This window comes from Bradyrhizobium sp. UFLA05-108 (assembly GCF_059803455.1).
On sequence record NZ_JBANAZ010000018.1, the window covers coordinates 24527 to 40649 of the forward strand.

At 61.9% G+C, this 16123-nt stretch carries 10 protein-coding genes and 1 tRNA gene; 1 reads left to right on the forward strand and 10 read right to left on the reverse strand.

Translation table 11 applies throughout. The annotated features are described in order from the left end of the window. Positions 1-33 precede the first annotated feature (33 nt). From SO140_RS15405 to SO140_RS15450, 10 genes are all read right to left on the reverse strand, one after another. A complete protein-coding gene (locus tag SO140_RS15405) occupies positions 34-1794 on the reverse strand; it encodes an MOSC domain-containing protein (RefSeq protein ID WP_474801784.1) in 1761 nt (586 codons plus the stop codon). A 196-nt stretch (positions 1795-1990) separates the two neighbouring features. After that, positions 1991-3049, reverse strand: a complete 1059-nt coding sequence (locus SO140_RS15410) for a transporter substrate-binding domain-containing protein (protein ID WP_474801782.1) — start codon at positions 3047-3049, stop codon at positions 1991-1993. A 404-nt stretch (positions 3050-3453) separates the two neighbouring features. Then, a complete protein-coding gene (locus SO140_RS15415) occupies positions 3454-3870 on the reverse strand; it encodes a YybH family protein (protein WP_474801780.1) in 417 nt (138 codons plus the stop codon). Between the two features lie 20 nt (positions 3871-3890). Next, a complete protein-coding gene (locus SO140_RS15420) occupies positions 3891-7253 on the reverse strand; it encodes an adenylate/guanylate cyclase domain-containing protein (RefSeq protein ID WP_449382448.1) in 3363 nt (1120 codons plus the stop codon). Continuing rightward, positions 7250-8662: a flavin-dependent monooxygenase QhpG gene (gene qhpG, locus SO140_RS15425; protein WP_449382449.1), complete on the reverse strand. Its 1413-nt coding sequence runs from the start codon at positions 8660-8662 to the stop codon at positions 7250-7252. The genes SO140_RS15420 and qhpG overlap by 4 nt, the downstream gene beginning before the upstream one ends. Further along, on the reverse strand, positions 8655-10007 hold the full coding sequence (locus SO140_RS15430; RefSeq protein WP_449382450.1) for a radical SAM protein: 1353 nt from the start codon (positions 10005-10007) through the stop codon (positions 8655-8657). The genes qhpG and SO140_RS15430 overlap by 8 nt, the downstream gene beginning before the upstream one ends. 26 nt (positions 10008-10033) lie before the next feature. Further along, complete coding sequence (locus SO140_RS15435) at positions 10034-12421, reverse strand: hypothetical protein (RefSeq protein ID WP_498542768.1); 2388 nt, start codon at positions 12419-12421, stop codon at positions 10034-10036. An 18-nt stretch (positions 12422-12439) separates the two neighbouring features. Then, complete coding sequence (locus SO140_RS15440) at positions 12440-13921, reverse strand: ferritin-like domain-containing protein (protein WP_449382452.1); 1482 nt, start codon at positions 13919-13921, stop codon at positions 12440-12442. 405 nt (positions 13922-14326) lie between these two features. After that, positions 14327-14401: transfer RNA gene (locus SO140_RS15445), tRNA-Glu, on the reverse strand. A 286-nt stretch (positions 14402-14687) separates the two neighbouring features. Further along, positions 14688-15029 (reverse strand): hypothetical protein, encoded by a 342-nt coding sequence (locus SO140_RS15450; protein WP_449382453.1) that lies wholly within the window; start codon positions 15027-15029, stop codon positions 14688-14690. On the opposite strand from SO140_RS15450, the gene SO140_RS15455 reads away from it, so the two are divergent. Continuing rightward, positions 15028-16035, forward strand: coding sequence for an RluA family pseudouridine synthase (locus SO140_RS15455; RefSeq protein WP_474801774.1), 1008 nt, complete (start codon positions 15028-15030; stop codon positions 16033-16035). The genes SO140_RS15450 and SO140_RS15455 overlap by 2 nt on opposite strands. The last annotated feature ends 88 nt before the right edge of the window (positions 16036-16123 follow it).

Here is a 16123-nt window from a genome sequence, read left to right on the forward strand (position 1 = left end):
TCCTCCGTCGTTCTTGCCGTTGCCTCACCACGATCAGAGATCAATCACGATGTCGCCCTCGGGGCGTGAGCAGCAGATCAGCAGATTACCCTCTGCCGGTGCATCGATCGGGTCTGGCCGATAGGCGATCGTTCCCGACACAAGTCCGGACTCGCAGGCGTGGCAGACTCCGGTTCGGCACGACCACCGCACAGGCACGTCACAAGCCTCCGCCAGCTCGAGCAAGCTTTGGAAGGATGGTCTCCAGCGGACATCGAGACCGCTGCGGGCGAAGGAAACCAGCGGTCCTGCATCCGAAGTCCCGGCCGGCGGATGCGGATGCCGGCGAGGTGAAGCAACAATGCCAGGTGTCCGGGAGGGCTTGGCGCCGAACATCTCGGTCTGGATGCAATCCCGCGCCACGCCCATTGCGCCAAGACCCGTGGTCAGATCTTCCATGAATTTTGCCGGACCGCAGATATAGAAGTCGGCGTCGCGAGGGACGCGGAGCTTGTGAAGCACTGCGGGATCGAGGTGTCCGGTAGCGTCAAAATCCACGCCGGGCCGATCCCCGGAATCCGGCGCACTGTAGCAGATGTAGCTGTGATGGTGAACCAGCGCTTCGAGCAGCCCACGCGTCTCCGCAATAAACGGATGCTCCCGACCGTTGCGGGCGCCGTGCAGCCACCAGATTTCCCTCGTCGTGGCTTCCGCCGCCAGCGCGTGGAGCATCGCGAGCACGGGTGTCACGCCAATGCCGGCGCTCAACAGCACCACCGGCCGTTTACCTTGTTGCAGCGTGAAACTGCCGCGCGCCGCACTTGCCTGCAGGATGTCGCCAACCCCGAGCTCATCTGCGACATAAGTGCTGGCCTTACCATGCGCTTCCCGCTTCACGCTCACGCGATAGGACGTATCGTCAGGCTTTCCCGACAACGAATAGCTTCGCATCAGTGCTGGCGCAGAAGCCGGCCCGAGCTGCAACACGACGAATTGTCCGGGGAGAGCGGCAGCAACAGGCCGTCCGTCCGTGGGCTCAAGCACCAGCGACGTTACGTTGTCGCTCTCCCGCACCTTGCGCGCGACACGAAACGGGCGGAATCCGCGCCAGGCCGGAGGCGGCCCGGACGCTGCGACAAGGCCCGGGTTTCCGCGTGCCGGGCCGTCCCTGCGCTGTTGCTCGAGCAGTGCCACAAAGGAATTGCGCCAGCCCGGGCTCAATGCCGGAATGCGCATCGCGCGCTCCAGGCGGTCGCTGGGGTGGTCCGCCGTGTAGAGCAGCGCATTGATCTCGGACACGCTCATGCGCTCGGGGCCGACTGCGACCAGGACAATCTCGTCACCGGCCTTTACTTCCCCTTCCTCGATCACACGGAGATAGAAGCCAGGCCTGCCGTGCTTGACGAGCAGCGCGGCCATTTCCGGCTCGTCCATACGGATGCCCACGCGATAGCAGGTGACGCGCGGCTGCGTCACCTCGAACAGGGCGTCCGCGATCCGGTAGCGGTCCCCGATGCACACTTCGGTGTCGCCCATGCCTTCCACGGTGAAATTCTCGCCAAACTGACCGTAAGCGAGGTCCTTCCGACCGAGTTGGTTCTGCCAATATTGATAGGACTCGATTTGATAGACGAAAACGGCGCGGTGCTCGCCGCCGTGGCCTGCGATGTCGCCTTGTCCGTCGCCGTCGACGTTGAGCCGGCGCACCATGCGCGGGCCTGTGATCGGCGTTTTCCAGATGCCCGTATGAACGGTCCTGCCTCGCCATGCGATGTCACGCGGCAGACCGACATTGACTGAAAGCAAACGTGCCATCCGCTTTCCTCAGCCGCTAGACGTTGCCAGGAAGCTTGCCGCTGGATTTTGGGGCGCGAGTGCAGGTGACGCCTGGTTCCCGGGAGTGTTGAACGTAACACCAACGCGCAGTCCGGAAATTCAGAGCTGGGTTGCACAGACGGGAGGCTGGGATGGATGATCGAGCCAAGCTGGTGACCCTCTATGCATCCTGGTGCTAGCGAGACCGTGCATTTCCAAGGGCCTGGAACAGCGTCTGTTGCCACCACTCACTTTCGATTTGATCAAGCACGGCGAGATCGAGCATCGGCCGCAATGCGCTGTCCTTTGGCAGCACGATCGCATAGCTTTCGCTGTTGAAGCTGGTGTCGACGACCCGGACGGAGGCTGAGAAGTCGTTGCGAACCATCCAGGCGATCAGCGGCTTGTCATGCACGAAGGCGTCGATCGATCCGCTACTCAATGCGGACAAGCCGCCCTGAACGTCCGGAAATGTCCGGAACGAAAGCTGCTGGCGAGTGAGGTAGTCGCTTGTGGCGGAGTTTGCGACGGCGCCGACCCGCACGGATCGCAAGTCGTTGAAGCTGTGGACCGCGCCTTGGAGCTCTCTGCGCGTGAGAGTGGAGGTGATGCCGGCGGTGAACACCGCTATGGCGATGACAGACGCGATCATCCAGCCGACCGCGACGATTCGCCCGGGGAGGGTTGTCGGAGCGTTCTGAGCGGCTCCCGCCTGCGTCATTGCAATGGCTGACCACCAGAAGCTGGAGCCAAGCCCCCTGGCTCCTCCGCTGAAATGCTCCGTTTTCCGGCGTTCCAGCAGCCAAATCAGGAAGCCTACCGCCATAGCAAAACAAAGCAGCGCCGCGACAGCCTGGAAGAAGCCGAAAGAAAAAAGCGCCCGGGCGATGGCGACCCAGGTGCTTTCATTGATCGGGACTGCAATCCCGAGCCCGGTGTTGTAGAAAGGTTGGGTAAAGTCGACGCTGCGCGCACGCGCAGCAGTCACGGTTATCGCCGCAACACCGACGTCGAAGTTGCCTTTCGCGACGCCATCCAGCAGATCCTGCACGCTCTGGGTCTCGACCACGCGAAAATGCAGATGCGCTCCATCGGCGATCCTTTTCCAGAGCTCGATGCTGATACCGCCCCAGTTCCCATCCGTCTGTTTCATGGCGAAAGGCGCGGCTTCCTTGGTCGCCACCACCAGCTCGCGGTCGGGCGCCAAGCCCTGCGCGCGAACCAAGCTACTGCTCAGCGCGAGCAGTGCCAGCAACAAGAGGCATGAGAGATTCAATCGAAGTGACGAAATCACAGGTTCGCCTACAGCGTGCCGATCCGGCCGCTCCGCGTGTGTCGCCTCATCGGCAATGCAGTTTGCCAAGCCGGCGAGGTGATCAAATGAAGCGGCGCGAATTCATCTCGAACTCCACCGAATTGCCGCGCGCGTTCGCTTCTCTCCGTCGAGTACCGGAGCCGGTCCGGACGCGGATTTGGAGGTTGGAGTTCTTATTCTGAAAGATGGCAAAATGGCGCGCCATTCAGAATAAAACCAGTTCCTTCCAACCCAATTTCCGGGCTTCATTCAGTGGTCGACCAACGAGTTCTCGGGACCAGCCTCGGCGCTTCTTCCGGTTTCAGTGCGACTGTCGCGTCCATCAATCCCGCACTCAGGATCGATCATTTGCGATCCTTTTCCGGTGCGTTCCAGTTCCAGCAGTCGTAAAGCACTTTCCAGTCGCCGTGTTCGCGCTTCCAGACCACGAGATACTTTGCGGTGTTCTTGCGATCATCGGGTTTGGCATGCGGTGCGAAATGCACCACGCCGAAGTCAGAAGCCATGTCGCATCCGCTGGCGATCTCGATGTGCGTCGGTTTGAAATCCAGATACATGTTCGGCGCTGCCTTGAAGATTTCCTCCCACCTGTCGCGAATGTCTGCGTGTCCCTTGGCGGGCGGCTGGTCCGGCCACACTATCGAACCGTCGATTGCGTAGAACTTCATCACATCATCCATATTCTTTGCGGTTGCCGCTTTGCTCCATTGCGCATCGAGCTCCCTGATCGCCGCTTCCTCCGCCTCATGTTTCTTAGACATCGTGATACTCCCTGCTAGGCTCAGGCTTTTTGAACGGTTCGGGATTGTCGCGCAGGCGGGGCGCCGCGAAGTTCGGCCAGAAGTTGGGCGGCTTCCCTCAAATCCCTGGTGTCGCGCCCTTCGGTGAACCATTCATAGACGGGCGCCAGCACCGCAAACGCTTCAGCCTGATCGCCTCCGGTCGCCAAAAGACGGGCGAGCGTGGTCGCGGTGCGAAGCTCCCAGGATTTTGCGCGCTGGTCACCGGCAACCGTCAAGGACTTGCGTAAGGTCGCCGCGGCTTGTTCAGGTTCGCTTCGCAAGATCAATATCCAGCCCCTCAAGCGCAGCACCTCGGCATAGTGCGACCGCTCCTCGCCGGCTTCGATGCGAACGACACTCTCCTCGATGAGCCTCCAGGCGCCATCGATGTCTCCGGTTAGCGCCAGCGCTTCGGCGCGCAAAGCCCTGAGATACCAGATCCAGATCCGGTGCCCTGTCTGCATCAGCCGCTCGATACCGTGATCCAGCTGCGTCAAGGCCTCGGCCAAACGGCCGGCGCGCAGCCACGCGACGCCGCGGCTGATCTCGGTCATGATTTCGCCAAGCAACGCGATGCCGCGCTCCTTACCGATGCGTTCGGCCTCGTCGGTACGTTGCAGCAGCGCATCGGAATCGCAGAGATAATCGAACAATTGCGCACCGAGCGTGAGCGCGAAGGCAAGGTCGAACGGATGGCCCCGGCGCCGGGCGTTGGCCTCGGTAGCCTGGTTCGCCGCGAGCGCTTGATCGGGATAACCCATCATCCAGAGGAACTGCGCGCGATAAATGCCTTCGCCGGTGAACGGGTCGGTGTTGGTGAGCGCCACCAGGCCCCAATGCCGCTCCGGGTCGTAAAGCCTGTGCACTTCATCGCCAGAGCGGCGCGCCGCTTCGAATTCGCCGAGCCAGTAATGGCAGGCGGAAGTGGCGCGATGTCCGACAATTTCCAAGCCGTCGTCGCCGAGTTCTGCCCCCGCCCTTGATAGTCTGTCAGCCCAGCGGAGGGATTCCGTCAGCTGGTCTATGCACATATAGTGCACCGACAACGCGTTCAGGATCGGCAAGTAGGCCGTCGTGTGCTTGAGCGACTGCGCGAGCCGCCATGCTGGTTCGAGAATATCACTGACCTCCGCCTGCCCCCAACCTCGCTGCGCCACGATCGTTGGCCCGAGCGCGGTTCTCAGTGAGATTTCCATAAGGTCGCGCGCTTTTGAGGGCCGAAGCTTCGATACCGCCGACATGCCGGTCCGCAAATGGGTGATTGCTTCGCGCAAGGCAAATCGCCCGATCGCGGCTTCGCCGGCCCGCAGCCACAGCGGCGCGGCGACACGATGGCACTCCGCCGCGGTGTGATGAAAGGCGAGCAATTCCGGGGCGGAGTCGCGCGTCGCTGGCCAACGTTCCTCGAGGAGATGGGCGACATCACCGTGCAGCTGCCGACGTCGACTTTTTAGGAGAGATTCATAGGCGGCATCCTGAACAAGGGCGTGGGAGAACGTATACGCGGCGTGGGGAGTCTCACCGTGGCAGGTCGCCAGCCCGGACGAGGTCAAGTGTCGTAGTCCGTCGCTCAGCGCCTCCTCGCTCATCAGCTCTAACCCGGCGAGTAGTTCATAACTGAACTCGCGGCCGATGACCGAACCCACCTGGGCGATTTCCTTGCTCACCGCTACCCTATCGAGGCGCGCCATCAGCGAGTCTCGCAGGGTCTCGGGGATCGTGACGTTGGCCGACGATCCGGCATAGGCGTACCGATCGCCCTCGAGGATCAGGTCGCCGGACTCCATGATGGTTTTCGTCAGCTCCTCGACGAACAAGGGAACGCCGTCGGCCTTGGCAACAATCTGAGCAGCAAGGCCTGGCGGCAGCGCCTTCCGCCCTACGACATTCGCGACGAGCGAACTGCTCTGCGCCGGGGTGAACTTCGCCAAACCAATCGCGGTTACGGCAGAGTGATTCGTCCATGGCGCTCTAAATTCAGGGCGCGCCGTGACCACTAGCAAAGTCGGAATGTCGGCCAGAACATCGATAAAGCGTCCAAGCAGGTCGAGCGTCGTCGGGTCAGCCCAGTGAGCGTCCTCGAACAGGATAAGGGTAGGTCCCGCGCGCGCCTCAGCCCGGACGATCTCAATCAACACTCGCATCGTCTCTTCCTTGGCGAGCTTGGGGGAAACGAGAATCACCCCGTAGCGCTCCTGGTAAGGAACCGAAAGCAACGCTGCGACAAAGCGCATGTCTTGCCGGGCGAGGCCCAGTCGGTTGACGAGCCGCGCCTCGAGCTGGCCCAATTGGATCTGCGCACCCTTGTTGCGAACCGGAAGGAGCGCCCGTTCGAAAGACGAACGAATAGGATAGAAAGCGCTATTGACGAAGAATGGCGAGCATTGAAACAGCCGAGTTTGGACGGGTTCGTTCTGGAGGCGTTCGCGCAGCGCACTGACCATTCGGCTCTTGCCAATACCGGCTTCCCCGCACAGCAGGATCGCCTGCCCCGAACGCGACTCTTTCACCTGCCGCCACATGTCTATCAATGTCGAGAGCTCTGCATCACGCCCGACAATCGGCGTGAGCCCACGCTTCGTTGCGGCTTCAAAGCGGCTCTCGGCCTGACTCAGACCGAGTACGTGATAGACCTTCGTAGAGCCGCTGACGCCCTTCAGATCCGTTTCCCCTAGATCCTCATATTCGAACTCCCCGGCCGCCAACCGGCGCACGCTTTCGCTCACTACGACGGAGCTCGGTTTGGCGACCGTCTGAAGGCGGGAGGCCAGGTTCATGGTTTCGCCGAACGCGTTCCGTTCGCCGGAGGCGACGACAATTATGCCTGAAGCGATACCGATGCGAACCTGCAGCCGCCCAACGCCTTTGATATTCAGTCGTGCGATGGCCTCGACGATATCCAACCCGGCGCGGATCGCGCGTTCAGCCTCGGATTCGTGCGCGAGTGGGAATCCGAAAAAAGCGACGACGCCATCGCCCAGCATCCTGAAGACGTAGCCCTCGTAACGATTCACACAGGTCGTGCAGGCCTCTTCGTAGGCGCGAAGGATGATCTGCTGCCTCTCGGGATCGAACTTGTAGGCAAGCTTGGTGGACTCCACCATGTCGCAGAACAGTACCGTCAACTGGCGGCGCTCACCCGTCGCCGTCCCGGCCTGCGCGGCCGATTCGTTGAGCGCCCTTCCCTCGCCCAGCACGCTGAGGATTCGCTTGCGCGGTCCGAACGGGATACCAAGCTCCTTGAGATCACTGTCGGTCAGCACCCGAAGGGTCGCGAGGTCAACCTCGTTTTCCTCGAACACTTCAATGAAACGTTCGAGATCGTGTGACTTGAGCCATTCCGAGAGGGGGGCAGCTCTCATGACGGCGCTCCGCCCTGCTTAGACTGTCCGACCAGGACGCCGTGATTGACGAGCCAGCCTGCGATCGCCATGCCGGATTTGAGCGGCATGCGGTTCGACCAGGATTGCGCGATCTGCAGCGGCGTCTTGCCCGGCGGTAGGTCCTGCAGCAGCGGCGCAAGTTCCCGGCCCCCGAGGAACACCAGCGGGCTTCCAAGGCGCGGATGATGCAGGGCCGAGGCGATGCTGACAAAGTCACCCCGCAGACAGGGCGTGGAGACAAACTCCAGTTCGGGCGACAGCTCCACGGGCGTCATTGCCAAAGCGTCGGCGTCGAAGGCCGGAAGCGGTGGGGGTTCCCCGGTCTCGAACGGCGCCGAGCGCTGCCGCCAGAACGGGCGATCGCATTGATCCGCGACAGCGCGATAGTGCCCGGCGGCCCAGCGACGATGTCGATCCGATGCATCGTTCAGCTGCGCGCCATAAAAATCCAGAGCAGCCTTGGTCATTTCGCGCCGGTTCAGCAGGGTGTTGGCGACGATGGCGCCGGAAAGCGCCGTCTGGATCGCCTTTTGAACACCGCTGGATGAAATCGGATCGATCGCAAGCGCTGCGTCCCCTAGCTGAATTCGCGTGGGCGCCACACAGTCGCTGCTGAGATAGGGTGTCGCGTCGATGGCGCGCGCGGGGGCGACCAGCTCGGCGTCGCGACAGTCCGCCATCAAACCGGAGCGACCGATGAGCCCCAGAAAGCGCTCCGACAGATTGGAGCCCGGAGCCGACCTGAACCGGTCGGGATCGACAAACACCAGCGTGTTATAGGTTCCGTCGGGCAAGGGAACGCCCCAATACCAAACGTCCTCGCCCGCCTCGATCCACGGCGCGGTCCGCACGCTCGCGCCACGCCAATAGCCATAAAGCGCCAGCGTGGACGCACCCGTCTTGGTTTGACGGCGCGGTGAAACGCCGCGCCGTCCGCTGGCATTCGCCACGAAGTCGGCAGCTAGATGCACGCAGGTACCGTCGGCGTCGACGGTCAGCCGCCATTTCGCGCCGTCCCAAACTTGCTCGAGGACATGCGCGGGTTGATGAACCCGCACCCCGAAGGCCCGCGCGCGCTCCAGCAAGCGCAGATCGAACTCGCCGCGATCGACCAGGAGGCATTCCTCTCTGGGATCCTCACGGAATCTCGGCCCGTCAGCCCATTTTACCCAGACACCGCTCACTCTGGGAAAGCCCGCCGCCTCCACCGTCTCATGCATATCGGCCGCCCTGAGCAGCGTCATGACGCCGGGACTCAAGGACTCGCCCAGATGCCTGCGCGGGAATAGCTTCCGTTCGATCAGATGAACTCGATGTCCGAGTTGGGCCATTCGCGCAGCGAATGTGCTACCGGCTGGCCCCGCTCCGATGACGCAGACGTCAGCCATGGGCCGTTCCTGTCAGGCCGAACCTAGCCGCTCCCGGGTCGGACGACAGCCGGAGATAGGCCTCGAGGCAATAATTTAGCCAGGCGCGGATGTAGTCGCAAGCCGGCCGCCCGCGCCGGATGACCTCGTGGTGGCAGCCCCCACCGCAGAGATAGCGCGCCCAGCAGGAATTGCAGGGCTCCTGCTGGTGGACATGCCTCGTTGCCAGCCAGTCAGCCTGGCGAGAAAGGTCGACGCCGTCGTCGAGCGAGCCCATCGCGCCAATCTCGTCTCCGACAAAACGGTGGCAGGCCGAAAGTTCGCCTTCGGCGGACACACCAAGGTAGCCGGCGCCTGCGCCGCAGGGATAGGGGCGATGCGTTCCACGGTGGATCTCGCGCATCGCATTGACCATGTTGGCGAAGGGATAGCGCCGGCCGCTGCGCAAAGCGCGCTCGAACTCCAGCCCGCAATCGATCATTTCCCCCAGCATGCGTTCGAGATCCTCGGACTGCATTTCGCCTTCGGCGTTGGGCGCGCTGAGCACAGGGGAAAAGCCGACGCTGTGAAAGCCGGCGGCAATAAACGCGTCGAGCGTCCGGCGCAGGGAAAGGTTTCGGGGCGTCACCGACACCCGCGCGGAGACCTGCATTCTTTGCTGCATCTTGAGCAGCGGCGCGACGCGTTTCATCACCGCGTCATAACTGCCGCCGCCGCCCTTGAAAGGGCGCAAGGCGTCATGGGCTTCCCGCGGGCCATCGATACTGATGGTGACCGCAAAACCATGCTCCTCGAAGAAGCGACCGTCGTCCTCGCTCAGCAACGTACCGTTGGTCGTGATCGAGAAGGTGATCTTTGCCTTGCGGCTTTCGGCCAGATGCACGGCGTGCTGTGTGGCGGCCCGCAACACTTTGCGATTGACCAGCGGCTCCCCGCCGAGAAACGCGAGATTGAGGCGCGCCCCCGGTTGGGCGCTTCCCACCAGCAAGTTCACCGCGCGAAGTGCCTCGCCAAGTTCCATGTTCTTGGCGGTCCCGCCGAACTCACCTTGCTGGGCGTAACAATAGGTGCAGCCGAGATTGCACTTCTGCGCGATGGCGAGCGACAGTGCATGAATCGGCGGCGCGGGAAGCGGCGCATCGTCGATCAACGGCGGCTCGCCGACGCCGATACCGGACAAAACCTCGCTCACCCGGTCGGCGGCGATCGCAGCGCCGAGGCGAGCGAACAGGTCAGGCTCGACGTCGAACAGCCGGCTGCCGTTGACCACGAACAGATGATGGCCAGCCTCGGTTTCCAGCAAATGGATGTCGGGTGAGCGCGGCGCGCCGGCGGCCATGAAACGCATCGCGACGGGTGAGGGCATTGCAAACGCGTCCATGCCCATGGGGATCACTTTTTCTTCGGGAGCTCGTCGGCGTGCTCGGATTCCTCATCGGGCTCGTAGTCCCATCCCCCCACCTGGAATTTGAGGATGCGCTCCCATTCCTTGAACAGATCGTCGTACAGGATGAGCCGCGAGTCCTGGTAATCGTCCGGAAGGTAGTCGCCGTTGCGTTTCTTCTGCAGCCAATTGTCGCCGCGGCTCGTCCCGTCCGGCCCGATGGTGACATTGACATAGTCGGGCCGGCTGGAGGCCCAGTAGTAGCAGGAGCATTCGCGAAAATCGTTCTGCCAGGGCGAGCACAAGCCCTGGGTCAATTCGCCTGCTTCCGCCAGCCTTTCCGAGACGACCGCAGAGTCGTCTTCAAAGAAATCGCGGATCTCCAATTGCTGCTTGATTGTCTTCACCCGATATTCGGGATTCTCGGTCTCCTCGGAGTCCTCGGTCTCATCGGGATCACCTTCAGGATATTTGCCGAGAGCAGTGCGTGGGCCCCACTTTTCGTCACTAAAAATACAGGTAACCTTCTCACCCGCCTTGGTCAGAATGCGCGCAAGACTGTTCGACCACTCCATGCATATTACGCCCTGCGGGTTGTCCTCGTTGGTTTCGACGGCGGAGCCGATCGGGTTCGATGTTTTTGGTCCCTTGATCCTGGTGACCACTTTGTGACCGTCGATCTTGAGCAGCCGACGTCCCCGCAATTGCCGAAACTGATGATCGGCGTCGACGACCAGGTTGTCGTGCTCGACCAGCGTGATTCCAACAAACAGCCGGCGCCAGACCGCACGAAAATCGAACTCGAGACCCGGACAACAGTTGCCGATGGCCGTGATCGGATGTGAACTGATTGGATTGCCCGCCGCCTTGTACAGCAGCTCTGCGCTCTTGTTCACCGGGCGCAGCCGGACAAGCTTATCCGCGTCGATTGTTTGCAACGGCGGAGGTGGAGGCGGCTCTTGCTTTGGCGGCGCACCAGGCTCCTGCGTGGACCCCTTCGACGCGGGCGGAACCATCTTTGGCGGCCCGATCTTTTCGAGCGCCCTGATCTGTCGGCGCGTCAGAGCGAGATAATTACTGTCGGCGCCACACATGAGCGCCGGCATCTTGCGCCGTCCGTCGTCGGTCAGATCGGCGACCTCTTCGGGCTGCCGAAGCAGCTTTGCGAACCAGGCGGCGGTCCCGCTCGTCACCGCAGCGAAGACACGTTGATGCAATGCCATGATGGCCCGCGTGTCCGCCGCCGGGGGCGAAAACACCGGCCGCAGCGGGCGTTGATTGCCGAACGCCTCTTCGGCCGGCATGGTATCGAGATCGATGCCATCGCGACCTCTGAACGGATTGCCGTTCATGACGGCGACGTTCATGAAGCGGACGGTTTCGAACGCCCGCCGCACGATCTCCAAAGCGCGCTCGCGCGAATCGCCTTCGATCTCGACGCCTTCGCGCGCCTGTTCGAGCTCATCAAGAAGATTGCGAACAAACAACGTGTCGGGCGCGTAATGCGGCGGCGCGACGCCGATGCGCGCCTTTGCGTGTAGAGTCTTGCCGGGTATTGTGAGTTTCGCTCGCACGAACCCGTCGCAGGCATCATCGAAATAGCCTCGACTCTCGGCCTTCTCCTGCTTGAGCCATGGCGGCGCAGGCGGAATGATCGCGAACAGATCGGGGGGCACGGTATCGATATCATGTTCTTTCTCGTTCTGGGGTTCATGCTCCCAGCGCACCCAAGACTTGGCCTTGGAGTTGGACTTTGGCTTGGCATTCTGACCCGGGTATTTGTAGACGCGCGCTGCCAGGAACTCTTCGTCCAGGTGGTCACCCGCGGGCTGCTCGGGGCCGTAGATGCGCCCCGCCGCCGGCGTGAAGCGCAAGCGGATGTGGGGATACCTCCTGTTGGGCTTGATGTAGCGCACCTCGCCGAAGCCGATCGAAGCGCCGGCAACAAAGTTCTTGCACTTACCCTCAAGCTTCTGAACCGCATGGTCTGAAAACCATTTGGTTTCTGCCTTGACTTTATCCCGATCATTGTTGGTGCGCCGGAACACCTTGCGATTTTCGACCTCGATGCGCCATTCCAGCTTGGCTTTCCTCAACATGTCTTGATCGAGGTGGACAAAACGGCCGTCATCAAGTTCGCCCCACAGCTCGAAGAACGGGGCCACCGGGCGGACCTTGCCGTCCTGCTTGAAAATGATCGTCTCCGGCGTCTTATCCCCCGTGATCTCACCGTTCGCCGAAACCTGGAACGTCGGCTCGGGTACGATGCGGCGATACCCGAGCGGGTCATCGTCCGCCTTCGGCGGTTCAAGTGTGTAATTGTCGACCGGTTCCGGGTGCGAGCCAAAACGCGCAAAAGCTAAAGGCGGCAGAATCGCAATTTTTTTGATCGTCATCGAACTAGCCCCCCAAGTTTACCGGAGCCCTTCAAAAACGGTGTTGATCCATTTAAGCGCGTCCCTGTCGGCTTGCATCAATGCCGCGAGGTAGTTTCTCGCCGCGGGTCTGGTCTCCACAGAGAATGCATATTTCTTGTCGCTGAGCAGCTTCTTGCAAAGCTCCTGCGATGTTGCGATCGCCTCCCTGTGAATCCGCCAGGTATCGCGCTCGTTGGGCGGAAGCGTCAGGCGGGAAGGCATCTGGAACGGGGGCCCGGCGCGCGGACTTTTCGGATCTTGCAGATCACTCAGATCTTGATCGTCTTTCAACGGCGACTTGACGAGAATTTCTGAAATCGCCTTTATGTTGTACATCTCGCCGAACACGCGGTGGATGATTTGTCCGCGCAGATGCGCCGTCGCCGGCGGCGGATGCCGTCTGGTCAGCGTGAGCGCGTGCAGCAGCCAGGTCAGCAGCATGCGATATCGAACATTGAAAAGCCCCGCCCACCGGCGCGACCGCCTGCTTTCGATCTTGGTGCTGCTTGCAGTTGTGCCCTGCGCCGAAGGGCGGTCTTCCGAATAGTCGCTCGACGGGTTGTACGGAACGTTCCAGCTGAACTCACTAGCATCCTTATAGTTGCAAAGCTCCTCGTACATCGCGCGCAAGCGCCCGTAATGGCTGTCTTCAGGTTTTACCTTATGAATACTGGGGCGGATCGCTCGCAGGATAGGGGTGCCTCCCATCAATTCGTCGACCGCAACGAGGCCTTCGCCCTGCTCGGAAAGCTCCGCGAGAGCGAGAATGGCCTGCTCTCGAGTCGTGACTTTGCTGATGAAGAGGGTGGCCCGTTCGGAGCCTGTTTGCGCTGCGAACTCTGGAGTTGTCGTCTTCGGTGCAGGTTCGCCGCGGTAGCTGCGCCCCCAGTCATCCCAACTCATTTGGCCGAAAGCGGCATCGACAAAGCAGTGGTCCGGGATTTTCTCGGGATCGCCGAGAATCCCGACGATCCGGTGGTAAAGCTCCCCGACGTGTTTGACTTCGTCCCCTTTGACTTCGTCCCCGAAGTTTTCTCCGTGCTCCTTGACGTGCGTCTCCGCGGCCGCGCGAATTGCATCGTACTCTGCACGGCGCTCCTTTTCCAAACCCACGGGCATTTCTGCATAGCAATAGCAGGCCAGGGAGCCGTGGGTCAGGCGCTCAAGCTGGAACGGAAAGGCCTGGAACGGCGTGTGAAAGGGGTAGTCCTCGCGGTCGATGTTGATGGGGCCGCCAAGCAGCGCGAGAACGTTCTGCACCGTCAGCAGATGCCCCATTTCCTCACGCGCGATCAGCAACAGAGCCTCGCGCCAGCGCCGCGCCTGCTCGACATCGTCGCGCAGCGAATAGGCCGCGTACAAATATTGCACCATGAGGGCATGCTCGATCGACGCCCCCATCTGCAAGAGCACGAGCAGATGTTCGTACCAGGAAAGTTCTCGGCTCTTGTCGATCTGACGCTCTTGACGTGGCTGCACGACAGTCCTCCCCAAGCAAACAGATCCTAGCTCACGTCATCTCCCTGAAAATCGACGGCATGCACAACCAGCATATCCCAACGATCGGTTCCACACCACCACAAGGTGAATCATGCGTCGTCACGACGCGATCGCAGCGCGGACCCTCCGCTGCGCTCCCGCCCATACGGCGCTTTTGTTTTCCAATTTCTACGGGCCCTTCGCGCGGGCAGGGCATCCAAACACGAACCGCCGCGTCCCTAGGTATCCCCATGAGAACAGAGACCCTCGTGCGGAGCCTCCGCATTCCGGACCCCACATCTGCTTGGGGAGTTGCCCCACGTCGCGAAGCAGGTGTGAGTTGGAGAAAAGTTGGAGAAGCCGGGGGCCAGCAACTCAAAAAATCAGATAAGCGGTTGAAATCGCTGGCGCTCCCTAGGGGAATCGAACCCCTGTTTCAGCCTTGAGAGGGCCGCGTCCTAACCGCTAGACGAAGGGAGCGTGAGGGACAGGACATAGCCGCGAATTCCGCTGGCGGCAAGCGTGATTGGGCGACTTTGCGAAACTCGGATTGGAACGGGCTTAATTTCTCGGTGTCGTTCTGGCGAAAGCCAGGACCCCCGCGCGAGCGCTTGCGCTCGTCGCGATTACCCCGGCTAGACATTGTTGCGGCAAATCCCAGGCGACCATCTCGCTTTACGAGAGCGCGTTTTGCGCGCCCCGGGACGACGGTTTGAGGATGTGGCCGCTTCTCGAGCTTGCCTTGGCCGGCAGCGGCGAGCTCGCCTTACGGCTCGTTGGCAAATTTAAGCCGTCCTACCGGCTTCAGCGTGTGGGCGTCGAAGGTGCGGATTTCGGTGACCCCGCCGATATCGAGCGTCACCACCAGCCGATCGCCGGCAACCGCGGTCGACACGATCTTGGCGCCTTTCGGCACGGTGGCGGTGACGTCGCTCAACGCCTCGGTCGCCCTTCCCTCGGACTTGAAAAGGCGGTAGCCCACCGCGATCAGGACGGCGCAGATTGCCAGCGCCGTGGTCAACCCCGCGATCAGCATCATCCGCCGCACCCGCGCGAACAGCGCGGCTTGCTCGGAGGTCGGTTCGGGAACAGCGGTTTCGGTCGTCATGCAGAGCTCTGGGTCAGCGCAAAGGTTGGAGGTTGTCGTCGCCGGCGACGAGGGGTCGGCCCGGCTCGATCGGGTGCTGGCCGCCCGCCTGCCGGAGCTGTCGCGATCAAGGCTGAAAACCCTGATTCTGGCGGGCGCGGTGAGCCTCAAAGCCGCCGCGATCCGCGATCCCGCTTACCACGTCGCATCCGGCGATACGATCATAATCGACGTGCCGGAAGCCGCCCCCGCCGAGCCCATGGCTGAGGATATCGCGCTCGATATCGTGTTCGAGGACGACGACATCATCGTCATCAACAAACCGGCGGGCCTCGTCGTGCACCCGGCCGCCGGCCACGAGACGGGCACGCTGGTGAACGCGCTGATCGCCCATTGCGGCACCTCGCTGTCCGGCATCGGCGGAGTACGCCGGCCCGGCATCGTGCACCGGCTGGACAAGGACACTACCGGGCTGATGGTGGTCGCCAAGAACGACCTCGCCCACCAGTCGCTATCGGCGCAATTCGCCGACCATGGTCGCACCGGCGAAATGCGGCGTGGCTATCTCGCCTTTGCCTGGGGCGTGCCGAACCGGCAGCGCGGTACGGTCGATGCGCCGATCGACCGTCACCCGCATGCGCGGGAGAAAATGGCGGTGAGGCAAAGCGGCCGTGTAGCGGTGACGCATTGGGAGATCCTGGAGAGCTTTACCGGACGCGACGGCAAGCCGGTCGCCGCGCTGCTCGCCTGCGAGCTCGAGACTGGGCGCACCCACCAGATCCGCGTCCACCTGTCCCATATCGGCCACCCCCTGATGGGGGATGCCGTCTACGGCCCGCACTTCAAGACCAAGGCGAACCAGCTCGGGCCGGAATCGCAAGGCGCCCTCGCCGACCTTGGCCGGCAGGCCCTGCATGCTTATCTGCTGGTAATCCAGCACCCGCGAAGCGGAGAACTCCTTCACTGGGAACAGCCCTTGCCGGAGGATTTGCTTCTCCTCGAGGGGAGGCTAAAAGCGGCGCTATGACGCAGGCCGCTTCAGAAAACCTTTACATTACAAAAAGTTATAGCAGCCACACGGGGACGTGACGTCAACAATCCTTCCCTAATTGCCT